21 protein-coding genes and 5 pseudogenes are annotated in these 21748 nt (G+C 69.2%); 14 read left to right on the plus strand and 12 right to left on the minus strand.

Annotation, left to right across the window (positions count from 1 at the left end):
* The first annotated feature begins 544 nt into the window (after positions 1–544).
* Together MTF65_RS02670 and MTF65_RS02675 are read left to right on the plus strand one after the other, a co-directional pair.
* Positions 545–1189, plus strand: a complete 645-nt coding sequence (locus MTF65_RS02670; protein WP_243626571.1) for a DUF4360 domain-containing protein — start codon at positions 545–547, stop codon at positions 1187–1189.
* A gap of 599 nt (positions 1190–1788) precedes the next feature.
* Positions 1789–2601 carry a hypothetical protein gene (locus MTF65_RS02675; RefSeq protein ID WP_243626572.1) on the plus strand — a complete coding sequence of 271 codons (813 nt, stop codon included), beginning with the start codon at positions 1789–1791 and terminating at the stop codon, positions 2599–2601.
* Positions 2602–2641: 40 nt separating this feature from the next.
* Here MTF65_RS02675 and MTF65_RS02680 read toward each other — a convergent pair whose 3' ends face one another.
* Complete coding sequence (locus tag MTF65_RS02680; protein WP_243626573.1) at positions 2642–3196, minus strand: transposase; 555 nt, start codon at positions 3194–3196, stop codon at positions 2642–2644.
* A 45-nt stretch (positions 3197–3241) separates the two neighbouring features.
* Positions 3242–3826, minus strand: a complete 585-nt coding sequence (locus MTF65_RS02685) for a DinB family protein (protein WP_243626574.1) — start codon at positions 3824–3826, stop codon at positions 3242–3244.
* Positions 3827–3831: 5 nt separating this feature from the next.
* Here MTF65_RS02685 and MTF65_RS30115 point away from each other — a divergent pair, with 5 nt between their 5' ends.
* Positions 3832–3960 carry a hypothetical protein gene (locus MTF65_RS30115; protein WP_279398537.1) on the plus strand — a complete coding sequence of 43 codons (129 nt, stop codon included), beginning with the start codon at positions 3832–3834 and terminating at the stop codon, positions 3958–3960.
* A 654-nt stretch (positions 3961–4614) separates the two neighbouring features.
* Here the strand turns inward: MTF65_RS30115 and MTF65_RS02690 are convergent.
* On the minus strand, positions 4615–5061 hold the full coding sequence (locus MTF65_RS02690; RefSeq protein ID WP_374207140.1) for a hypothetical protein: 447 nt from the start codon (positions 5059–5061) through the stop codon (positions 4615–4617).
* 101 nt (positions 5062–5162) lie between these two features.
* Here MTF65_RS02690 and MTF65_RS02695 point away from each other — a divergent pair, with 101 nt between their 5' ends.
* Positions 5163–5291, plus strand: a complete 129-nt coding sequence (locus MTF65_RS02695) for a peptidoglycan-binding protein (RefSeq protein WP_243626576.1) — start codon at positions 5163–5165, stop codon at positions 5289–5291.
* 80 nt (positions 5292–5371) lie between these two features.
* On the opposite strand, the pseudogene MTF65_RS30615 reads toward MTF65_RS02695, so the two are convergent.
* Positions 5372–5548: pseudogene (locus tag MTF65_RS30615) on the minus strand (NUDIX domain-containing protein); the annotation flags it as partial.
* 167 nt (positions 5549–5715) lie between these two features.
* Between MTF65_RS30615 and MTF65_RS02700 the strand changes: the two are divergent.
* Positions 5716–6183, plus strand: coding sequence for a hypothetical protein (locus tag MTF65_RS02700; protein ID WP_243626577.1), 468 nt, complete (start codon positions 5716–5718; stop codon positions 6181–6183).
* Positions 6184–6365: 182 nt separating this feature from the next.
* Here the strand turns inward: MTF65_RS02700 and MTF65_RS02705 are convergent, their stop codons facing one another.
* From MTF65_RS02705 to MTF65_RS02715, 3 genes are all read right to left on the minus strand, one after another.
* Entirely contained in the window at positions 6366–7103 is a 738-nt protein-coding gene (locus MTF65_RS02705; RefSeq protein ID WP_243626578.1) for a dienelactone hydrolase family protein, read from the minus strand.
* Positions 7104–7475: 372 nt separating this feature from the next.
* Positions 7476–7760: a hypothetical protein gene (locus MTF65_RS02710; RefSeq protein ID WP_243626579.1), complete on the minus strand. Its 285-nt coding sequence runs from the start codon at positions 7758–7760 to the stop codon at positions 7476–7478.
* Between the two features lie 151 nt (positions 7761–7911).
* Positions 7912–11697: a hypothetical protein gene (locus MTF65_RS02715; protein WP_243626580.1), complete on the minus strand. Its 3786-nt coding sequence runs from the start codon at positions 11695–11697 to the stop codon at positions 7912–7914.
* Positions 11698–11846: 149 nt separating this feature from the next.
* On the opposite strand from MTF65_RS02715, the gene MTF65_RS02720 reads away from it, so the two are divergent.
* From MTF65_RS02720 to MTF65_RS02735, 4 genes and pseudogenes are all read left to right on the plus strand, one after another.
* Entirely contained in the window at positions 11847–12314 is a 468-nt protein-coding gene (locus MTF65_RS02720) for an RICIN domain-containing protein (RefSeq protein WP_243626581.1), read from the plus strand.
* 390 nt (positions 12315–12704) lie between these two features.
* Positions 12705–13223, plus strand: a pseudogene (gene tpg / locus MTF65_RS02725) (telomere-protecting terminal protein Tpg); the annotation flags it as partial.
* 305 nt (positions 13224–13528) lie between these two features.
* On the plus strand, positions 13529–14311 hold the full coding sequence (locus MTF65_RS02730) for a hypothetical protein (protein ID WP_243626582.1): 783 nt from the start codon (positions 13529–13531) through the stop codon (positions 14309–14311).
* Positions 14312–14378: 67 nt separating this feature from the next.
* Entirely contained in the window at positions 14379–14702 is a 324-nt protein-coding gene (locus MTF65_RS02735; protein WP_243626583.1) for a DUF6247 family protein, read from the plus strand.
* A 724-nt stretch (positions 14703–15426) separates the two neighbouring features.
* Here MTF65_RS02735 and MTF65_RS30620 read toward each other — a convergent pair.
* Together MTF65_RS30620 and MTF65_RS02740 are read right to left on the minus strand one after the other, a co-directional pair.
* Positions 15427–15810 (minus strand): transposase, encoded by a 384-nt coding sequence (locus MTF65_RS30620; protein WP_374207173.1) that lies wholly within the window; start codon positions 15808–15810, stop codon positions 15427–15429.
* The gene (locus tag MTF65_RS02740) at positions 15696–16232 is read right to left on the minus strand and encodes a transposase (RefSeq protein ID WP_243626584.1); all 537 of its coding nucleotides are present in this window, start codon (positions 16230–16232) and stop codon (positions 15696–15698) included. Before MTF65_RS02740 ends, MTF65_RS30620 begins: the two co-directional genes overlap by 115 nt.
* Before the next feature lie 80 nt (positions 16233–16312).
* Between MTF65_RS02740 and MTF65_RS02745 the strand changes: the two genes are divergently transcribed.
* The gene (locus tag MTF65_RS02745) at positions 16313–16714 is read left to right on the plus strand and encodes a hypothetical protein (protein ID WP_243626585.1); all 402 of its coding nucleotides are present in this window, start codon (positions 16313–16315) and stop codon (positions 16712–16714) included.
* Positions 16715–16736: 22 nt separating this feature from the next.
* Here MTF65_RS02745 and MTF65_RS30625 read toward each other — a convergent pair.
* Positions 16737–16917 (minus strand): annotated as a pseudogene (locus MTF65_RS30625) (hypothetical protein); the annotation flags it as partial.
* A 128-nt stretch (positions 16918–17045) separates the two neighbouring features.
* On the opposite strand from MTF65_RS30625, the gene MTF65_RS02750 reads away from it, so the two are divergent.
* The gene (locus MTF65_RS02750) at positions 17046–17633 is read left to right on the plus strand and encodes a hypothetical protein (protein WP_243626586.1); all 588 of its coding nucleotides are present in this window, start codon (positions 17046–17048) and stop codon (positions 17631–17633) included.
* Between the two features lie 179 nt (positions 17634–17812).
* A complete protein-coding gene (locus tag MTF65_RS02755) occupies positions 17813–18109 on the plus strand; it encodes a hypothetical protein (protein WP_243626587.1) in 297 nt (98 codons plus the stop codon).
* A gap of 276 nt (positions 18110–18385) precedes the next feature.
* Here MTF65_RS02755 and MTF65_RS02760 read toward each other — a convergent pair.
* Positions 18386–18793, minus strand: a pseudogene (locus tag MTF65_RS02760) (MarR family winged helix-turn-helix transcriptional regulator); the annotation flags it as partial.
* A 214-nt stretch (positions 18794–19007) separates the two neighbouring features.
* Between MTF65_RS02760 and MTF65_RS02765 the strand changes: the two are divergent.
* Positions 19008–20138, plus strand: a complete 1131-nt coding sequence (locus MTF65_RS02765) for an NADH:flavin oxidoreductase (RefSeq protein ID WP_243626588.1) — start codon at positions 19008–19010, stop codon at positions 20136–20138.
* 351 nt (positions 20139–20489) lie between these two features.
* Here MTF65_RS02765 and MTF65_RS02770 read toward each other — a convergent pair.
* Positions 20490–20687: pseudogene (locus tag MTF65_RS02770) on the minus strand (hypothetical protein); the annotation flags it as partial.
* Positions 20688–20908: 221 nt separating this feature from the next.
* Here MTF65_RS02770 and MTF65_RS02775 point away from each other — a divergent pair.
* Complete coding sequence (locus MTF65_RS02775; RefSeq protein ID WP_243627278.1) at positions 20909–21739, plus strand: hypothetical protein; 831 nt, start codon at positions 20909–20911, stop codon at positions 21737–21739.
* Positions 21740–21748 lie beyond the last annotated feature (9 nt).

Genomic DNA, 21748 nt, shown 5'->3' on the forward strand with positions numbered 1-21748 from the left:
GGCTGCGGCAGGCGAACCGGGCCTCCTTGGAACGCAACCGCGCCGGCGACTGAAGATCACCAACAGCATCCATTCCGTGAGGGTGATCAGCGGTGTTCTGCCACGGTGACGTCGCGTCACCTGGGACGGTGGCGGTGTGATGACCTCATAGCAGTGCTGTTTCCGCACTTCAGGGCAGTTCTGGTGGAGCGGGTGTTCACGTAGTGCGGTGTAGTGCACATCGTGGCGAGAAGACGGCCCGGCGGGGCGGCGTACGAGCAGATCACGGGGCTGACGTTCACGTACGGAAGACGGACTCCTGCTTCGCGCCGTGTCCTGGCCCTCGTTGCAGTTGCCCTCGCCGGCCGAGCCTGGGCCCGGCTTGCTGCTGCCCCGCAGACGAGGGTGAGCCGGACTGGAGCAACTACATTCAGTAGGGACATGATCTACTCTCTGTGATCAGGGCTGAGGGGGCTGGTGGCTAGGCACGCCATCGGCCGCCCCGTCGTCCCGCCCGGTCCGCACCATTCGCGGACCACGCCAAGCGATCGGAAGAGGACCCCCCATGTTCAGAACGGTGTTCATCGGCGGTACAGCCGTGGCCCTGCTCGCCTCGGCGTTCGCCCCCTCGGGGGGAGCCCAGAGCGCCCCCGGACCGACCGAACCGGTCACGATCAAGCTCGTCACCGTCAACGGCTCGGGCTGCCGGCCCGGCACCGCCAAGGTGGCCGTCGCCCCAGATAACACAGCCTTCACCGTCACCTACAGCGAATACCTCGCCAAGGCCGGCAAAGGCACCGTGCTGACCGACCAACGCAAGAACTGTCAGCTGGCCCTGGACGTGCACACCCCGCAGGGCTACACCTACGGCATCGCCACGGCCGACTACCGCGGCTATGCGAACCTCGCCAAGGGCGCGTTCGGCACCCAGCTCGCCAACTACTACTTCCAGGGCATGTCCAAGACGGCACACCGCAAGCACCGCATCAACGGGCCCAAGGACGACAACTGGCAAGTGACCGACCGGGCACCGGTCGGCTCCGTGGTCTACAAGGCGTGCGGCGATCGACGCAACTTCAACATCAACACCGAGCTGCGGGTGGACGCCGGCCGGGCCGACCCGGCGACCACCAGCTACATCGCGATGGACTCGACGGATACCAGCATCACGACCACGTACCACTTCTCCTGGAAGAAGTGCCATAAGTAGGCTGTTTTCCGGGCCGGTTGAGGCGTGCACGCACCTCAACCGGCCTTCGTCATGCCCACGATGCCGCGGACCCACCCCGTGCGCCGATATCCCGAACTCCAGGCCGTAGGCAGCATCCGCGGCATGCGCCGGCAGCACCCCTCAACTCACCGGCCAGCGGCCCTCACCGCCAGTCCCACCTGCGCTCATGTTCCTACCCCGCCCCGGCCCCCACCCGTGTAGGTGACAGGACTCGTGGTCGGGGGCTGGTTGAGAGACTGCTACTCACGGAATGGATGCTGTTGGCGATCTTAGGTCGGCAGGTTGCGGCAGAGCTGCTGGAAGCGGCTCCTCGGCCGCGCTTTGCGGGGCGGTGCTTTGCCCGGTGACAGGTATCCGCTGAGTCGGATGGCCGCCCCGGCGTCGACTCGGTCGCCCGACACGTCGCCGAACGCGACCCCGCTGCCCGCCGCCGGACGTGATCCCCGCCGTCTGCGGCTGGTGACGCCGTTCTTAGCTTGTTCTTTAAGGTCGGGCCACTGGCGACATGCGGCAGTTGGTCACCAGTGGCCCGAGCAGATCCGATGCACCGACAGCCTTCCGGCGACAAGACTGCACTGGTGAATACCCTGCCACCGCTGCCCGACCCGCTCCTCCTGCCGGTACGGGACCCGCGCGCCCGAGACCTCGTTCTCGACTATGCGGACATGCACGCCCTGGTTGCCGACCTGGTTCTGCCAGGCGACGCGTCGATGTACGTCATGAGCGCGATGGAAACCTCGCGCGAGCTCATCCGGCATTCCTACTACCGGTACGAGTTCGCCACCGTCGCCGTCACGCATTCCCTGTTCGCCCTGGAGCACGTCCTCGCCGAGCGTCTGGCCACGAACGAGCCGCTCCACGTCCTCATCGAGCGGGCCACCGACGCAGGGCTCATCACGGTCGGACTCGCCGCCGAACTCGACCGCAGCCGACTGCTCCGCGACAAGCTCACGCGGGGCGCCGAGTCAAGTGCCGCCCTCCGCCCGATCCAGGCCGTCGCAATGGTGCGTGCCGTCTTCGATGCCGTCTCCCTGCTCCTTCGCCCACCGTCCGTGGCAGAGACAGCCCCCGACGTGGGCGGAGCACAGCCCGAAGACGGACTCGCCCGGCTGTGGGAGGACCACCTGCGCGCACCGTTCCCCGATGGCTTCCGCGGCGTGGACTTCGACGGCGTGGACCTGGTTCTCCTGGACGCCGACGTCGCCGGCCTCGTGCAGAGAGAGCTGAACGGCGGACTCGACGACAGTGGCATCGCCTACCTCTGGGGCTGCATCACCGACCTCGGCAAGATCGTGCCGCTGATCAACGAGGAGTACTGCGCCTCCTACTTCACGAAACTTCGGACGATGGCCCAGGTCGCAGCAGCGCCCTACATCCCCACCGCGACCTGACCAACGGGTGAAACAGACTCGGGGTCTCCCACGACCCTCGTCAGGGTCTGGCTCGATCACGTTCGATCAGGCTCTCTGGGCGTTTGACGGTTTTGCCCACGTCGTAGCGGATGGCGGGCTGCTTGTGCATGTTCGCGCCGGACACGGCGACGGCGAGCGGGATGCCCTGGGCATTGGACAGCACGTGCAGCTCGCTGCCCTTCTTGGCGCGATCGACCGGGTTCGGCCCGGTCAGCGATCCCCCTTTTGGCGTGAACGGAGGCCGCGTCGACGATCGCCGAGGTCCAGTCCACCTCGCCCCGGGCCCCGAGTTCGTCCAGCACCGCCCGGTGCAGCCGACGCCACGCCACAGGCCGGCCTCGGTCCATACCGTGAAGCGGCGATGCGCGGTGGCGGGCGACGTGCCGAACGTCGGCGGCAGTTGCCGCCAGGCACAGCCGCTGGTCAGCGCGTACACCACTGCCGTGAACACGGCCCGCTCGTCACACGGAGCGGTCCCACCACCTTGCGGACGAGCAGCGAACGACGGCAGCAACGGGGCGGCCAACTCCCAGAGTTCATCAGGAACCAGACGCTTCGATAGATCAGCACCCACGACCGGCATCATGCCGCACGAACATCAAGTCACGTGAGACAACCTCTAAGCCTTGATTGGTGCGGCCGTCCTGGCGGCCTGCTCGATCTTCGCGCAGTAGGCTGCACGGGCTTCCTCGTCGATCTGCTTCTCGTTTTCGGCGCGCACCCCGGTCCGGCCGTCGAGCCCCTCGCGCAGGATATCGGCGTGCCCGGCATGCCGGATGGACTCGCCGAGGACATGGACCATGATGGCGAACAGGTTCGTGTTGGGATAAGGCTCCGGCCACCACGGCACGTGGCCGGGGGCGTCGAGGGGAAGCTCGTTGATCGTCGCGTCCGAGTGTTCCCACGTGCGCCGGTAGAACCCGATGATCTGATCGCGGGTCTCGTCCTCGGTCGCCCACAGATCGCTGCCGTTGGAGTCCTGCCACCGGGGCAGCGGTTCCGGGGAAGGGCGGTCGAAGACCTCGCCGAAGTACCTGGCCTCGACGCTGGCCACGTGTTTGACCAGGCCGAGGAGGTTGGTCCCGGTCGCTGTCAAAGGTCGGCGGGCGTCGTATTCGGACAAGCCGTCGAGTTTCCAGAGCAGCGCCTTGCGGTCCCGCCGCAGTCTCCCGTGCAGGTTGTCTTTCGCGAATTCATCGATCATGCGGCATGAGCCTGCCATGGGCTGCTCATGGTCTCAAGATCCCGTACGTGGTCCGCAACGACTGGCAGAGCCGAGGCCTGGCCATGGCCGCCGCCCTGACCTGCTACAAGAAGCTCGCGAAACTTGCCACGTGAGACAACTTCTAAGCCTTCCCTGCTCATCGCGCCGGGTGGCTGTCACACGTCGGAGCAGACCCTCCGGAGTCTCCGGCCCGATACCGGCGACGATGACATCGCCAGCGGCCAGCTTCCCGGCATGAGTGGCGTCACGGTCGAACATCAACCGGTCGCCGGTGGCCCCGCCGACCAACCCCGGTTTGGACGCGTCCAGCACCTTCGTCGTGTGCGGCACCACATTGGCGTAGACCGCCTCGGCGGATTCCGTAACACCTGCCCTTACGGACGCCGTGACCGTTGGGTGCGTCGGGTACACGTCGGCGTCCGCGCTGCTCGGCCGACCACCAGCGGTACCCGGCGACCAGCGTGCACGCCGTTAATATGGCCGTCACAACCACGGCCGCCTTCCTGGCCCTGCCGCCGGGCGGCAGGGGGCTTGTCCAACGCGTCATGCAACTCCCCTTGTTCACACCACCGTTCAGGTACGGCGGCGGGCATGTGCGGAGCAGCGTACCGAGATACTCTAAGTAGAGAATCCCCGCAGGTGGGAGGGGCGACCGCTAACCCTGCGGGGCACCTTCGAGCTCACTCGGACATGGTGGAGCAGTTGCCTCAGCTCTTCCTGGGGGCCTGACCTCCAGCCACTCCTGGTCGGTCACGAGGGCCGCCTGGTCAACGGTCGGCCGGGCCTGGACGTCTGATGCGGCCCTTGACCGTCCGGGGCAGGGGGATCACCTGCGCCTGCGGGTCATGGCTCGCGTGTGCGGCGTTCTCCAAGGCCAGGAGGTTGATTGCGGCGGCGGAGATGCGAAGGCGTTCTTCGATGTCGGCGCAGTACTGCCGCAGTTCAGCGTACTGCTTCTTGAGTGCCTTGCGCTCGCTGAGTTCCTTGGCGAATGCCTCGGGCGTGGCACCTTGGGCTTTCACCCGGGTCTGGCTGCCGGTCCTCTGCCTGTGCTCGGCCGGCAGGCTCTCGAGCACAGTGAAGCAGGCGAGGGTGAGCACAAGCGCGGTCGCGCAGGCCAGTACCCAGAAGGCGGCTCGCCAGCTGCCCGAGCCGCTCGCCGCGACTCCGCCGACCAGCGGTGCCACGATGGGAGCCAGGCCTCTGAGGGCCATTGCGTAAGCAGTGCACTGCACCAAGGCCAAGGCCGGACGCGTCCTGACTGTCCGCCCGCACCACGACCTCCTGGTCGCGACCCGCCGCCAGGCCGCCCCCCGTGAGCGTGACCGGAGTCTTCGGCCAGGAGACCGCCCAGGCCGTGACCGCCTTCCAGGCCGAACACCAGTTCACCACCGATGGCATCGTGGGCCCGGACACCTGGTCAGCCCTCGTCAACCTCACGTAATCACCGGGGCCTTCGCCTCCCGGACCAGCTCCGGGTCAGTGAACGGCGCCACGGTGGCCGGAGAGATCCCGGTGTTCACCTCACCGAGCAGGTCGCGCACCCATTTCCCCGCACCAGGCCGGCGCCTCCGCCGGGCCGTCGAGCCGGTCGCCGGCCGGGGACCAGGTGACGCACAAGATGCCGTGCATCGGCCGGTCGAGCCCGGTCTCCTCCAGCAGTTCTCGGTGGGCGCAGGTCTCCGGGTCTTCGCCCTGGTCGACCGCCCCCCTACCCGGCGGACCCGGGGCGCGCCCCCGCGCTCATCGAGCTGGCCCGCGCCGAGTACCTCGCCGGGCGCTACGACGCCAGCCTGCGCCAATGTGCCGAAGCGGCCGACGCGGCGAAGGCGAGCGGACGGCCGGAGCTCCTCGCGGACGTCGCCCTCGTGCTCCAGGGCGTCACCTTCCCCCAGGCGTCGGACGCGATCACCCGGCTGTGCAGGGCCGCGCTCGCGGTCGAGGACCTGCCGGGCGCGGTGCGTGCCCGGCTGCTCGCCCAACTCGCCACCGCCTCCGCCGACCTCGGCGCGCTCGACGCGGCGGCCGAGCACGCCCGCGCCGCCCTCGCCCTGGCACAGTCCACCGGTGACCTGCGGGCCGAACTCGACGCGGCCCGGGCGGTGCAGATGACCCTGGCCCATCCGGACGACACCGCCGAGCGGCTGCGCCTGGGCGAGCTGACCGTGGCCCGGGCCGAGCGGCTCGGCGACCCGCTCGCCGCCGCAGCGACGTTGAGCGTAGCTTTCTTCGGCTGGAGCGTTGGGAGTACGACCACGAGAACATGGATGGCTTCGACTACGACCTCGGCGCAGCCCTCATCAGGTCCGCCGACGCCCCGGACGAGTCTGAGCTGAGCACCGTTCTCAACGCATGGGGCATCCAGCCCGGCCTCTTCGTCTATCCCTGGGAAAGCGACGATCCCAGGTAGGCCGCGATCGAGCATCCGCCCGAATGCGGTTCTGCTGTGCGGGCTTGAGGGAAGGGGACTGTCGGTGCCCGACGCCGACCAGGCCCGGCGCCAGCATGCTTACCTGGGTCATGCCTCCAGATCCTCCGTCACGGGCAGGCACTCGGCGAGCAGGTCGACGACGTCGCGCCAGGCTCGCCGCGCGTGCCGTGGGTGGTAGCCGACGCCGGGGACCACGGGGTGGCCGACCGGCGGGTGGTGGAAGGCGTGCAAGGCGCCGCCGTAGACCGTGAGGCGCCAGTCGACGCCCGCAGCCTGCATCTCAGCGGTGAACGCGTTCCGTTGCGCGGGCGGCATGATCGGGTCTTCCGACCCGACCCCGGCCCACACCGGGCAGCGAATACGCGCCGCCTCGCCCGGTCGACCCGTGGTCAGTGCGTTGACTGTCCCGATCGCGCGCAGGCTGACGCCGCCGCGCCCGAGTTCCAGCCCGACGGCGCCCCCGGTGCCGTAGCCGACGGCGGCGATCCGGTCGGGGTCGGTCCGCAGTTCGGTGCGCAATACGTCGAGCGCCGCATGGCCGATCCCCCGCATCCGGTCGGGATCAGCGAGCAGTGGCATGCAACGGGCCAGCATCTCCTCGGGGTCACTCAAATAGCGCCCGCCGTGAAGGTCGAAGGCCAGCGCTACATATCCCAGCTCGGCGAGAGCATCGGCCCGGCGGCGCTCGACGTCGCTGAGCCCCATGCCCTCTGGTCCGAGCAGCACCGCGGGCCGGCGGTCGACACCGGCCGGGAGCGCGAGGTGCCCGATCATCGTCAAACCGTCGGCCGGGTACTCGACCGTACGCGTCGTAATCGTCGTCATGAGACTGGACAGTAGTGATCGTCGAGCCCGGTCCGGCCGGTGTTCTGCCGCCGGCAGAACAGCGTGGGTTTCTCTCTGAAATACGGCGAGGGCTCACAAGAACCGTCACAAACCCCCGCTGCACCGACGGGTGACCGCGGCGACCAGCAGGTGACCGGCGCGCGGAACAGCCGCCCGCGCCCGGCCTCCGCTCAGTCGTCGCATGGCAGCGTCGTGGGCAACAGTTTTACGGCCGTAAAACACGGAGTGGCTCCATCCCGCAGTCAGCGAGACGGAGCCACTAGGAGGCACTGCTACGGCCTACGCGCCGTGAACAGCCAGGAGGCATTCGACGAGCACCGTGCGCTGCCCCTCCGCCGGTTTTCCGGCGGATTACGCATCTTTGAGGAGTCCATTCGAGACCTGCTGCAGGATGGCTGCGAGTTGGATGCGGGCCTCTGAGGTATCTGAGGTATCTGAGGTATCTGAGGTAAGGGTGCCCCTCATGTCTTCGATGACGGCCCCGCCGTGGGCGAGGAAGCCGTATGCCTTAGCGTCCTCGCCGGGGGTCCAGATCTGTTCGGCAGGGTGCGTCGTGCCGTCGGCGGCCTCGATCTCGCACAGGGTCGTGGCGGTTACGCGCTCACCCCCTCCCGGCACCGACCAGGTCGTGGTCATCGACATCGACGTACAGCGCTGGCAGGCCGGGCAGAATCGCCTGCTGCGCGACGAGGTGCCCCGGGAAGATGACCGGCAAAGCCCCCACAGGGGGAGGCACACCTGGCAGACCGCCTCGCCGTGTTGTCAACCCGCTGACGGTGATGGATGGTTACGGACGTAATGTGGTGGGGCATGGTGGGTTGAAGTCGACCGCCGTGAAGTGCTGGGCCCATTGGGCTCTGGTGATCCGGGGGTACGCGCTGTCGCAGATGCGGGCGGCGACCCTGTCCAGGCCGGTGTCCCACAGCCGGATCGTGAAGTCGTTGCCGCCGGTGGCCAGGGTATTGCCGTCCGGGCTGAATGCCACGGCCGGTACGGGGTTCGAGTGGCCGGTGAGGACGGCGGGAGTGGCCGCACCGCTCACGTCCCATAGCAGGGCCTTGCTGTCCGCGGCGCCGGCTGCCAGTCGGCGGCCGTCCGCGTCAAAGGTCAGCGTGTAGAGCCAGGAGCCGGACGCCGGTAGCTGCGTCACCTTCGCCGAGCGGCCGATGTCTTTGACGTCAATCAGCCAGACCGTCCTGTCCGTTCGGTGGAAGGCCGCCAGTCTCCGATTGTCGGGGCTGAACACGCCGCCGGTCAGAGGGTCGGATCGGAACGGGGACGGCAGTTCCCGGGGGTTGCGCGGTTCGCTGATGTCCCAGAACCGCAGCGAACCGGACTCGCCGGTGCTCGTCACCAGCGTGCGGCCGTCTGGCCGGAACGAGGCCATCGTGATGTGGGGCCCGTCCTTGACGATCCGGCTCAGCGGCCGGGGATTGCCGGGATCGGTCAGGTCCCACAGTCCGGCCGCATGTTGTGCCCAGACGGCCAGCAGGTGGCCGCCCGGGCCGAAGCCGACCCCGCCGACTTCGCCGGCTCCGGGGGTGAGGGTCGATGTCAGTCGCGGTCTGCGTGGATCGGTCACGTCCCAGACGCGGACGGTGGTGTCCTCGCTGGCGGTGACGAGGGTGCGCCCGTCCGGGCTGAACGCCACGGACCGGACGAACTTGGTGTGCCCGTGCAGGACCGACAGCGGCCACAGGGCCCGGCCGCCGGTGACCTGCCACAGCCGTGCGGTACCGTCCCAGCTGGCGCTGGCGAGCAGGTGGCCGCCGGGGGTGAACGCCAGGGACGTGACCACGTCGTCGTGGGTCGCGAGCGACAGATCCCGCAGGTCCAGGAGCCGGTCGGAGTTGGCGAGCATGCGGCCGTCCGGGCTGAACGCGGCTTGGTAGAACCCGCCCTGAACCATGCTGATCCGCTTCGGGTGTGCCGGGGCGGCGACATCCCAGAACTGGGTGGACCCGCCTACCGAGACGAGCGTGCTGCCGTCCGGGCTGAATGCCACCGACCAGACGATCGCGGGATGGCCGGGCAGGACGGCCGGTGGCTTCGTACGCTGACTGCTACCGATGTCCCAGACCCGTGCGGTGCGGTCCCAGCTCCCGGTCGCCACGGTCTGGCCGTCAGGGCTGAAGGCGGCCGAGGTCACCGTGTCGGTGTGTCCGCGCAGGACGTCGAGGAGGAGCGGATTCGTGGGGTCGATGACATCCCACAGTCTGGCGGTGGAGTCGCCGGTGGTCGCCAGCGTGCGGCCGTCCGGGCTGAACGTCGCCGAGGTGACCGTGCCGGTGTGGCCCGACAAGGTGGCCAGCAGCCGCGGGTGGCGGGGATCGCTCACGTTCCACAGCCGCGCCGCGCCGTCGGTGTGGCCGGTGGCGAGGACGCCGCCGGGCCGGTACGCCACCCACGTCGGCGCGGACAGCTGATCCGGCAGCGTGCTCAGCTCGGCGGGCGCACGCCGGTTCGCCACGTCCCACAGCCTCACCGAGCGTTCGCTCGCCGTGGCCAGGACACGGCCGCCCTCACCGAACGCCACCGACATCAGCCGATCCGGCTGGTTCAAAACGGCCAGCTGTACGGGGTGGTGGGCATCCCCGATGTCCCACAGCCGGACCGTGCGGTCCCAGCTCGCGGTGGCCAGGACCGGGCTCTTCGGGGCGAGGGAGATCGAGACCACGTCGGAGGTGTGGCCGGTGAGCCGGCTCGTGTACGGCGTCGCGAACGCGCTCATGAGCTGGTCGCGGACGTCGCCGGTGGCTGCCAGCCGGTACGCGGCCAGGTTCAGCTGCGCGGCGAGCGAGGGGTCCTGCGGCCGCACCTCGGCCGCGTCCGCGGCGGCCTTCCGCGCAATGGCCACGTTGCGCTGCTGGATGGTCGAGTCGCGCGAGTCGACGGCCAGCCCGCCCGCGGTCGCCGCGATGACCACCAGCACCGTGAGCAGCGTGACCAGCTGCCGCAGGCGGACCGTCCGTCGCCTGATCGCCGCCATCTCGCAGGCCTGCGCTTCCCGGCTCGCGTAGAGGAAGCGCCGTTCCTTGGAGGTCAGCCGGCTGCCGTCGGCGGCGGCCAGGTCCAGTGCCGCGGCCAGGCGGGCACCCCGGTACAAGGCGTGCGGGTCGCGGTCCTGCACCTCCCAGTCGGCGGTCGCTTCGGTGAGCTGCCGGTGCAAGAGCAGCCGGTCCCGGTCCTCGGTCAGCCAGCCGCGCAGCCTCGGCCAGCACCGGATGATCGCCTCGTGGGTGATCTCGACGCACCCCTCGTCCAGCGTCACCAGCCGTTGCCGGGCGAGGGATTCGAGCACGAAGGCGGTGTCGGGGTTCGGGTCCAGCTCGTCCCTGGTGATTCGGCGCCTGGTGTCCTCCGTACCGTCGCCCAGCGCGGTCAGCCTGAGGAACAGCGATCTGGCGAGGTCTTGCTGCACCGGCGACAGCCCCCGGTAGGCGGCCTCGGCGGTCTGCGCGAGCGCGTGCTGGATGCCGCCGGCCGCCAGATACCCGTCCAGGGTCAGGCGGCTGCCGCTGCGACGGCGCCAGGTCTCGACCATCGCGTGCGAGACCAGTGGCAACGCACCCGGCTGACCGGTCGCGTCCGCGACCACGGCCGCCAGCAGCGGGCCGGTCACCGTGCAGTCGGCGAGCATGGCCGGCCGGGTGATGGCCTCGCGCAGCTCCTGGCTGCTCATCGGACCGACCGCGATCTGCGCGTCGCGCATCGCCTCGACCAGCCGGGGGTCCTGGACGCAGTGGCCGTAGAAGTCGGCGCGCACGCCGAGTACCACCCGGGTCCGGCTGGTCGTCGCCGTGGTGGCCGCGATCAGCATGGCGATGAACGCGTCTCGTTCGTCCCGGTCCCGGCAGAGGGTGAAGACCTCCTCGAACTGGTCGACCACGATCAGCGCGTCGATGTCCGGCGTGCGGTCGATCACGGCCTGCCGGACCCGCAGGTGCAGCGCCAGGGGATCGTCCAGCAGCTCGGTCATCAGCGCGCCGGGAGCCTCTCCCGTCACCACGGCCAGGCGGATCGCGCACTCCTCCACGGGATGCGAGCCCGGCGTGAACAGCATCACCGGCCACCCCGATGCCCGCGCGCGGGCGACGAGCCCCGCCCGCAGCAACGAGGATTTCCCCGATCCGGACGGCCCGAAGACCACCAGGAACCGGCGGTCACGCACCTTCGCGAGCACCTCGCCGGTCAGCCGCTCGCGCCCGAAGAAGCGGTCGGCGTCTTCCGGCTGGAACGCCGACAGCCCCGCGTACGGTGCGCCCTGCCGGCTGGTTTCCCCGGGCTCGGCACCCTGTGCGCTCGCGGCGATCTCGGCGGCGACCGCGTGCCATCGGGTTTCCCATGCGCGGCGGTCACCCTGGCACGCCTCGACATACGCGAGCGTGACACCAAGGCTCGGAAACGTGTGCCCGCCCGCGGCGTCCGACAGTGTCGTGGACGAATAGTGCGCCCTTTTGGCCAGTGCCCGATAGGGCGGCCGTCCCGCCGCCTCGCGCAGCTTGCGAAGGTCGGCAGCGAACTGTGTCAGCGGACCGGTGTCCGGGTCGAGCGGGCGTTCGGGGCGGGGCATGGCCTTCCTTCCTGCGCCTTTCCGCAGTCGTGATGGGTGGTGTTTGTCCAGCTTTTGATGTCCGGAATCCACGTTCCGGCGCCGGACATCAAGCGGCGGCTAGACATGGGCCAGCGCAACCCGCGCAAGGGCGACACGAAGGAGAAGTCATGAGGTCTGTGCGACGACTGATGCTGCTGGCGGCGGCCACCGGGCTGCTGGCAGGCGCTACCTTGACGGGCGCGCCCGCGTTCGCAGCGGCACCGCTGCTTAAGTCCAACCTGAACGGAAGGTGCGCCGACATCTTCGCGTTCCATCAGGAGAACGGCGCCTCCACCGTGACGTGGGACTGCCACGGCAACACCAACCAGCAGTGGCGCTGGGACGGTGAGCAGATCCGTTCCGCCATGAACGGAAAGTGCCTGGAGATCTACGGTCCCCATCTGGGTGACCAGGGCTCGGTGGCCATGTGGGACTGCAACGGCGGGCTCCACCAGAAGTGGTTCCGGAACGGCAGCGAGATCCGTAACCGGGTGAACGGGAAGTGCCTCGACATCCTGGCCGGCCGGCCTGAGAACGGCCAGCTCCTGGTGAGTTGGAGCTGCAACGGCGCACGGAGCCAGAGCTGGGACTTCTGAACGCCGGCCCGGTCCGGCACATCACGTGCCGGGCCGGGTCCCGCTCCCGCCGCGATCACGCTGCTCCTCCCCAGACGGGAGGCGCACTCATCTGGCCGGCCGGCTTCGAGATCACCTATCGGAATGACGCCGGCTCCACCAGCCGGGCGACGAGACTCTGCCACGGCGCCTCGCGCTGGTGTTCTGCTGAAGACCCCGACCGGGACTCGGTCAGGCGGCTTGACCGAAGCCGGCGGCGGCCAGCGTCCAGCACCGTCGCGAGCACGGCGGGAAATGCTCGCGCCCCCGGACGGGCCTCTCCCCGGCAAGCCGAAGCGTCGCCTGGACGTCATTCTCGACCCCCCGGGGCAGCCCCTCCCGCAGCCCGGTTCGCAGGAAGATGACCCGGTCGTGCCGTCCGCCGCGTGCACGATCGAGCGGGCCGACCGGGAGGCGTTCACCCGGGAACCGCCCAAGACCCTCCAGGGCCGCATCAACTTCCTGATGAAGCAGCTCAAGACGACCAAGGCCGTCGCCCAAGAGCTCGGGGTCAGTCAGCGGTCGGTGGAGCGCTACCGCAAGGGCGAGCGCAAGCACCTGCCGAAGGACATCGCGCCGAAGATCGACGCGGCTGTACGCTCCCGGTGGCAGCCGCAGGTGCGCAAGCGCCGGCGGAAGCAAGCCGCCGCCACGACCGGGATCGCGGTGGAGACCCGCGCCCGGTTCAGCTACACGGCGCCGGTCGGCACGACCGACGACGGACGGTTCCGGCGACTCACCGTGCACCTGCCCCCGACGTACGCGCGGCGCCTGTTCGACGCCCGCGACGCCGGGGCCGGCGACCAGGAAATGCGCGGGATCATCGCCGATGGGTTCAAGGACGTCTGTTTCCAGGACAGCGGCGGCCGCGGCATGGGACTCTCGGACGTCCGTTCCTGGACGCACGGCCTTCGGCGGCCGAGGCGAGCATCCGGCCGCGCCCTGGACCAGCCAACGGCAGATTCTCGGGGTGCACCGTGCCTCATGACCTCAGCCCCTGGCGGATGTTGGCCGATCAACCCCAGGAGGAGTCGGCCTTCCGCGCGTGGGCGGCCAGGCTGCAGGCACAGGGACACATCGTGGCCCCACTCGGCTTCCCCGACGCCCAGCCCAAGCGCTACGAAGCCCAGTTCGCCATCGAGGCGGAGGTACTGACGGTCGACGCGCACGTCAGTGTCGACGGCCAGGAGCTCTACATGGACCACACCACGCTACGGACACCCGGCGGTGACAACCTGCCACCTGCCATCCGGGCCGCACGTGACGAACTGAACCGGGAACTGGCCGGCGCCGCCCTGCTCAGCCCCACGGGCGGCCTGCGGATCACGGTCACCCCGCATACCGGCAGCAGGAAGGGCCGGCGCCGATACTTTGACCGGCTCATCGCGTTCGGCCGCCAGGCCGCCACCACGGGCCGCCCCGTCTACGACCCTGCCGCGCCCGACTTCGATCCGGTCTTCCCCTTCCCCGTAGCTGAACCCTGGCAGCCTCCGGGCCCTGATGAACGTGTGGAGCTGACCATCGCCCCCGCAGAGGCGCTGCGCTGGTCGGTGCAGCTGACACCCCAGGGCATACAGCACGACACGGAAGATGTCCGCGGCTTCCTCGGCGCCCCGATCGTCGAGAAGATCACTGAACTGAAGCGGAACGGACGTCCGGGGCAACTGCGGCGGGCACGTCAGCTCGGGCTGACCACCGCACTCCTCATCGACGGGCGCCTGGGATGGGAGCCCCCACGGCCATTGACCCCGGGTTTGCCTCCTCGCAAGCCGCCCCCACCCATTTTCGATCTTCCGGCACCGTTGATCCGTCACGTCCTGGCGGAGCTGACGACGAGCCACCCTGGTGCTCTCCACCGGGCCTGGCTGCTGAGCTCGGACGGACAGGTCCACGACGTCTACCGCGAATCCTCCGGACCGGAACCTCGCAACGTCTCATCAGGCACGCCTCCCTCGGACGAGGAGCCAGAGTCTCCGTGAGCACTGAACCACCCCCTCACTGGCCCACGGCGGCTACCGTGGCGGGACGACCTGTTTGGAGGAGCCAGTGAGCGCCCAGCCCGAGCACACGCGCATCCCGTCGTACGCACCCGTACCCGCACCTGCACCAGCACCCGGCGCCCCGGCCGAACTCCTCGCGCAGCTGCGTGCGGATCAGCGTGCGGAGCAGTGGGTGCCGGCCTTCGAGCGGGAGTGGACGGCCGCGCTGGAGGAGTCCCGCCGGACGTTCTCCCTCGCCGGGCTGTACGAGGTCGTTCAGGACTGGCAGGGCCGCCTCGCCCACGCTCCGGCGGTCGATGCGTTCGTGGCCTCCGGCTACGACGACAGCGAGTTCATCGACATGGCGGAGCTGCGGGGAAGGCGCCGGTGACCGGACTGACCGCAGCCTCTTCCCCCAACTCCACGACCGGTAGCCAGTCAGTCGACCCCAACATCAGGACTGCGTGATTGACATACGCCTCCACGCCAGCAACCTGGATGCTCGGCCCCTGTCGCGTCTCGCGAAGCGCAGCGATGCCATCCAGGACCGCACGGCGGCCGCCGCGCGCTGACATGTTCCGACGGTGGCCGAGCGACACCCGAGAGCCACACACCAACCCGATCCGGTCACAAGACCAGCGACAGAGCCGATCAACGTGCCCAGCCGGATGACCTCGCGCGAGACGGGCGCGTGCGACGATCATGGTGCGGAGCGGCCGTGTGGCTGCTGACCTTTCCTCGAAGGTTGAGTCAGGTGAAAGACGACGAGATACGCTCGCGCTTCGACGGCCGCGGCCGCGTCGAGCTGCCGCCCGGCCAAACCACAGCCTTGAAACAGCGCCGAATCGAGGAAATCGCCCACGCGCTCGGCTACCAGCTGCTCACCATCCACAACCTCGGCCTCGCCGGCGTCCGACTCATCTACGAACGCGACGACGCCCCGCCCGCGCGCCGCCGCAATGAGCTGACCATTGCCCGCCTGCGCGCGGGAGGACCGCTGCTGCCGGCCATCGAGCCCCCTCCGCCCCCGCCACCATTCCCGCCGCCGCCCCCACCCCCCCCGTCCCCCCAACCTCCTAGTAGTGCTTTGTTAGGTGGTGTCGTAGGGCTGAGGGTCAGGCCCTGGCAGCGACTTTTGGGCAGGTCTGCTGTTCGGTCAGGAACAGGTGGGCTGCAGTGACGAAGGTGACGTGGCGGTGCCAGCCGGTGAATGAACGACCCTCGAAATGGTCCAGGCCCAAGGCGGTCTTCAGCTCGCGGTAGTCGTGTTCGATCCGCCAGCGTGACTTCGCCAGGCGGACCAGGTCTTTTGCCGGGATCGTGCCGGGCAGGTTCGAGATCCAGTACTTGACCGGTTCATCCTGGCCTTCGGGCCATTGGGCGATCAGCAGGTCAGGCTGATCGTGCCGTCGGCGGCGGGCTTGGGCCGGCGCCCGGCAAGGCGGACGCGCAGGAGTACGAAGCGCGAGCTCATCGCTGCTTTGGAGCCCTTGCGCCAGGTCACGGCCACCCCGCTCGTGCGTCCAGCGGCCAGGACGAGCTCCCGCAAGGCAAAGGGCCGGGTGCGGTAGCGGGGCTTGGGCCGTGGTCCGAGCCCGCCATAAGCCGGCGTGACTGGGTCGACATCTTCCGGGTGGGGGGCGGTCATCTCGGCTTTCGCCTGGAGTATGTAGGCCAAGCCTCGGCCTTCCAGGCTGTGGCGGAAGTCCGCGTTCGCTCCGTAGCCGGTATCGGCGACCAGCGCCGCGGGGCGAAGGTCGTGGCCGGCGAGTTCGTCCAGCGTGTCCAGAGCGAGCTGCCACTTGGGCCGGTGGTGTTCGGTGGCGGGGATCCGATAGCGTTCCCGCCGGTCGAGGGCCTCGGGTCCGTCCCAGCTCTCAGGCAGGAACAGCCGCCAGGACAGCGGGCACGAGGCGGCCAACAGGGGACTGTGCCGCTCCGGGGGGAAGCCAGGGTCCCGGAGGGGCCTGGGTTAGGTTCACTCTTATGAATGTCACCCCGATGAACTCATTGGCGCAGGTGTACGACAGGGAGTTCCGGATCCGGGGTCTGCGGCAGCAGGGATGGGGCCGCGGGCTGATAGCCGTTGCCGTGCTCATCTGGCTGTGGCTGGGCTACCTCCTCGTCTTCCCCTTCAGTGCCGACCAGGGCGCGAACCGCAAAGCGGTCGAGTGCGAGTCCCGCGCGTTCCACCAGAACGGGCGCTACGCCGTCACCTACGCACGGGACACAGGCGAGCGGTGCGACGCCGAACGCGACTGGGGCCCCATCACCGCCGGTCTCCTCCTGTCCCTGCCCTTCGCCGTCCTGGGCACCGGCCTGTACGTGGCGGGCGCCTGTACGGTCCGCACCGCTGCGTATGTCGCGGACATCGCCCGCCTGAACCTCACCCAGGAGACCTGAGCCGCCGTTCACCGGCAGGTTGATAGCCACCGCTCCATTCCACAAAGGTCTCCTCTGAGTCGTACCCGAAAGCCTCGACGGGGAAAGTGAAGAGAACGCCGCCCGCCGGAGTGGAGGTGGAAGGCGACGTCCGCCTGCCCGTGGTCGACGGTCATGAACTGCTCCCGGCCCGGCGCCAGGTCGATCAGCAAACGGTCGGCTGGTAGACCCACACAGTCCGGCTCTCCAGGGACAACACACGGCCAGGCAGGTGCGTCGGTGACGTCACCCGCTCCCGGTGGTGCCGAAGGGCGCCTACGGTGAGTTGCGGGGCGGCGGATACCGTGCGGGCATGGCGATGACAGGGAAGCGGCGGGTCCTGTACCGGCAGGGCAGTGGGTTCTGGCGGATGACGGCGAAGTGGGTTCTGGTCCTCGGGGCCCTGTACCTGCTGGACGGTGGGCTGCTCCGGTCGTGGGGCGACGCTCTGGTCTGGCCGATGATCGGGATCCTGCTGTGGGTGCCGTTCGGGATCGGCGTCGTCTGGTACCCGAAGAAGGACCAGCGAGTCGCGCTGACGGCGCGTGAACTGCGTGTGCGGCGCAAACGGCTGCCGATGGAGAAGGTGAACCTGCTGCACGTGGCGCGGTTGTGGCTGGAGGGACGGTCGACCGCGGACGACCAGCCGGTGCTGGAATGGGCACGGTTCGACCGGGTGGTATGGGTGCCGCTGCAAGACGGCCGGGCGTTCGGCGTGGAGTTCCGCGAACCGGCCGCGTTCGCCAAGGTCTTCGGCGCCTTCGCGGTCGCGGCGTGCGGGGGGCCGGACATCGTTCGCGCGAGGGTCGCAGCGGAGACCTACCCGGATCCGGTCCCGATGCGGCCCCGCCCCGCCGACGACAGCAACTCCTGGCTGGACCTCCTGGACATCTTCAACTGAGAGCCAGAAGCGCACGGTAAGGGGCAGCGGTCCGTCAGGGGCGCGGACTTCGCGGCCCGCAACAGGCTGCTCATGCCGCCCTGCTCAGCCGCTCCCCCGCACTGGGCTCGCCCGCGTGAACCATGTCGGGATTCTCGGGAGGGGGCCTACCGGGCTGAAGGAACTGCCATTCTCGGCTCATGGAATTCTTCCGTCTCGCCGCCGCACCTGATGAGCAGGATCCGGCCGCAGTCGATGCCGCCCTGCGTCGGGCCTGGAATGCCTGCGCCGCGGTGGCCTGTCCGAAGTGCCGGGTCGCTGCGTGGGAGTACTGCCGCAACAGGACCGCCGGCGTCTCTCACGTAGCGCAGTTCCATAAGCCTCGCCAGGACGCGGCGAACGCCCTCGACATCACACGGCCCGTGGGGATCTACGGGTTGGGCTGGGCCAAGTTCCGCAGTGTCGCGTGGGCCGGTCAGCGAATCCCACCGATGTAGCCGGCTACATGTGCGCAGGTCGGCGAACCGCAGGAGTCCGACCCTCGCACCTCGCGGACCGGGCGACCGTGGGCGGGGCATGCGCGTGCGAGGCTCCGGGCGGCGTTCCTACGGGGCGGGAGTCGCGGGTTCCTACGTGGCTCGCGGCGCGGATTCCCGCGGGGCAAGAGTCGCGGGTTCCTGCGGAGCAGGAGGCGCGGATTCCCACGGCGCGGGCGCCGCGGATTCCTGCGGGACCGGCGGGTGGCATGCGGCGCGGGTGTCGTCTTCCTCCGTGCGCGGCCAGTATCGTCCTTCGAGGGCCTCGGCGCTGCGGTTGAGCCGGACCAGGACGTCCTCCAGCTCCCGTACTTCCTCAGGGGACCAGTCGGCGACCACCCGGGCCAGGCAGGACCGGTTGACCTCACGGTCTCCGGCGAGCCGGCGCCCGCCTTCCACGGTGATGCGCAGCTTGCGGGCCATGCCGCCGTCCGGGTCCGCGACGCGCTCGGCCAGTCCGCAGCGCAGCAGTGCGGCCGTCTGGCGGTTCACGGTCGAGGTGTCGAGCCCGAAGGCCTCTGCCAACTGTCCAATGGACATGGGGCCTTGTGTGTCGATCCGGCTGAGCAGCAGGTACGCCGACCGCTCCAGGCGTTCGGGGTCGCGCTCGCGCCGGGCAAGCACCTGGTGCCGCGAGAGCAGCATCAGCTCCCGCTCCAGTTTCTCCAGCACTGCGCCTCCCGCTCTTTCCGGCGCTCCATTATCGCCGACCCGTGGACCGGCGGACCTCTGCCGGGGTGGTCTGCGGACGGCTCCGCGCGAGGGCCGGGGCCGCGGCAATATGCATGATACATAGCATGTGTACTATGCACTCCTCGTTGTCACCCCGACGAGCCACAGCTCAACCCGGAGGACCCGCATGACCGTCACCACGTCCACCGCCTCCCGCACGGCCGAGATCCTGTCCCGGCCCGTCACGCTGAACGGCCTGACCGTCCCCAACCGCATCGCGATGGCTCCGATGACGCGGATGTTCTCTCCCGGCGGCGTGCCCGGCGAGGACGTGCAGGCGTACTACGCCAGCCGGGCCGCCGCGGGTGTGGGCCTGATCGTCACCGAGGGCACCTACGTCGGTCACGACTCCGCCGGGCAGAGCGACCGGGTGCCGCGGTTCCACGGCGAAGACCAGCTGGCGGGGTGGGCGAAGGTCGCCGCGGCCGTGCACGAGGCGGGCGGCACGATCGTGCCTCAGCTGTGGCACATAGGCATGGTGCGCAAGCAGGGCGAGGCGCCGTACGCCGAGGCGCCCCCCGTCGGCCCCTCCGGCATCCGCGTCGACGGCACCGAGGGGACCGGCAAGGCGATGACCCGCGCCGACCTCGACGACGTCATCGCCGCGTTCGCCGACGCCGCCGCGGAGGCCGAGCGGATCGGCTTCGACGGAGTTGAACTGCACGGCGCCCACGGCTACCTGCTCGACCAGTTCCTGTGGGAGCGGACCAACCGCCGCACCGACGCCTACGGCGGCAACGCGGTGGCCCGTACGAAGTTCGCCGCGGAGATCGTAGCCGCGGTCCGCGAGCGCGTCCCGGCCGACTTCCCGGTGATCTTCCGCTACTCGCAGTGGAAGCAGGAGGCCTACGACGCCCGGCTCGCGCAAACCCCGGAGGAGCTGGAGGCGATCCTGGCCCCGCTGGCGGCGGCCGGCGTCGACGCGTTCCACGCCTCCACCCGGCGCTACTGGCTCCCGGAGTTCGAGGGCTCGGACCTGAACCTTGCGGGCTGGACCAAGAAGCTCACCGGCCGGCCGACCATCACCGTCGGCTCGGTCGGCCTCGACGGCGACTTCATCCGCGCCTTCGTTGGCGAGGGAGCGGCGCTCGGCGACATCGACAACCTCCTGGACCGCATGGAACGCGACGAGTTCGACATGGTCGCCGTCGGCCGGGCGCTGCTCCAGGACCCGCAGTGGGCGGCGAAGGTACTCGGCAACCGCTTCGACGAGCTGAAGCCGTACGACGCGGCGGCACTCAGGTCGCTCAGCCGGTAGCCGGAAGCCGTCCGGACGGCCGGTCCGCGAACACCCCGTGACGTCGGTCCGCCGACGTCACGGGGCGTTCGCGCTCCGATCAAAGATCGCCGAACCTCGCCAGCGCCACCCATCGCCAACCGGCGCAAACCAAATGGGCTCGGTACTCCGCCGCACATCCCAGCCGGAGGACAAGTGCAATGCACAACACGACAAGTCCAATGCTCATGGGACAGATGCGGTGCTCAGTCACAACCAGGTGTGACTGAGCACCGTGGTTTGGCCCGTCTGGCCAACTGAATGCTCACTTCCACACTGCAGGAAGGTTCGCCTGTCGGCATGACCTGCCAGCCCCAAGGCGTTGATCGCCCTTCAAGCCGCTGGATACGGCGGTGCGGACGGCTGCGGAGCGAGGGACCAACGGACGGGACGGCCGCCCGGGCCGTCGGTGAGCCAGGCACCGTCGCCTAGGGGCACCAGCTCGTACGGGTTGCTCACCTCGACGGTGAATTCGCCGCTGAGCGTGCCTGTGCGGACGTCTACCAGGTGGTAGCGGAACCACTCCTCCTCTAACGCCCAGGTCAGACCGACTGATATCCGGGACGGTGTGCACGCCGAGCAGGGTTTACACGGGCCAACTACAACGCTCAGGTGCCAACTAGCGCGCTCAAGGGCCATCTGTCGCGCTCAGTCACAGTGGTGTAACTTAGCGCCGCAGTTGGCCCGCCGGCCAGATACACGCTCAGTACTCGGTGGAGCCGGTCCAGGGTGTCCCGTACGGTCGGTCCGTGATGATCAAAACGGGCGAGCCCCGCAGTCTCGGCGTCCCTTCCTCCGAGGCACGGTTGCACTTCGATACGGAACTGCAGGAGCTCGGCGGCGGGCCGCGGCGCCGCTTGCTCATGGTCGACGACGACCCTGCCTTCGAGCTCAGCTTCTACTGCGGAACGTGCCCGCTCCTGTTTCGTCGACTGGAAACCGCGAGAGAGAAGTTGTCCCTGCAGAGCATGCAGGAACGGCTCACCGGTGCACTGGACGATCCGGACGACGGCGGTGTGATCGATGCGTACGGTGCGTTGCTGGCGGAGGGCGAGTACCTTCCGCTGCTCCTGAGCGTGGAACCCCGGCTGATCATCCCGGGGAAGGAAGGTGACTACTTCAGCGGCGAACAGGTCACGACGTGGGGGATCGATCAGTTCTGGGGCCTCCCCGAGTACCCGCACACCCCGTACTACCGGACCTTCGAGACCGCTGTCGACGCGGACGCCCACCTCTATGAGTTCGTCGTGCCCATGGTTCCCCCGACGTGGAACGAGAGGGAGCGTGTCAAGGAGTACGTCGCGCTCATGGGGCAGGGAACGGTCCCCACGGCGGTGGCGATCTCCACGCTGGACGTGTGCCAGCCCTCCCTCGGCTTGGGAGATGACCCCTCTGTGCACTGGGGCCTGACCCACTTCCTCCTCGACGGTCACCACAAACTGGAGGCCGCTGCCACAGCCGGTCGGCCGGTGCTGCTCCTCTCGCTCCTGACCCTGGGCGAGAGCCTGGCCGGAGCGGAAGACTGTGCCCGCCTCCCTGCCCTGCGCGCCCGACCCCGCTCGGCCCGAGCAACCGGGACCTGAACCAGCGCC

The organism is Streptomyces sp. APSN-46.1, assembly GCF_022815725.1.
GTDB lineage: Bacteria > Actinomycetota > Actinomycetes > Streptomycetales > Streptomycetaceae > Streptomyces.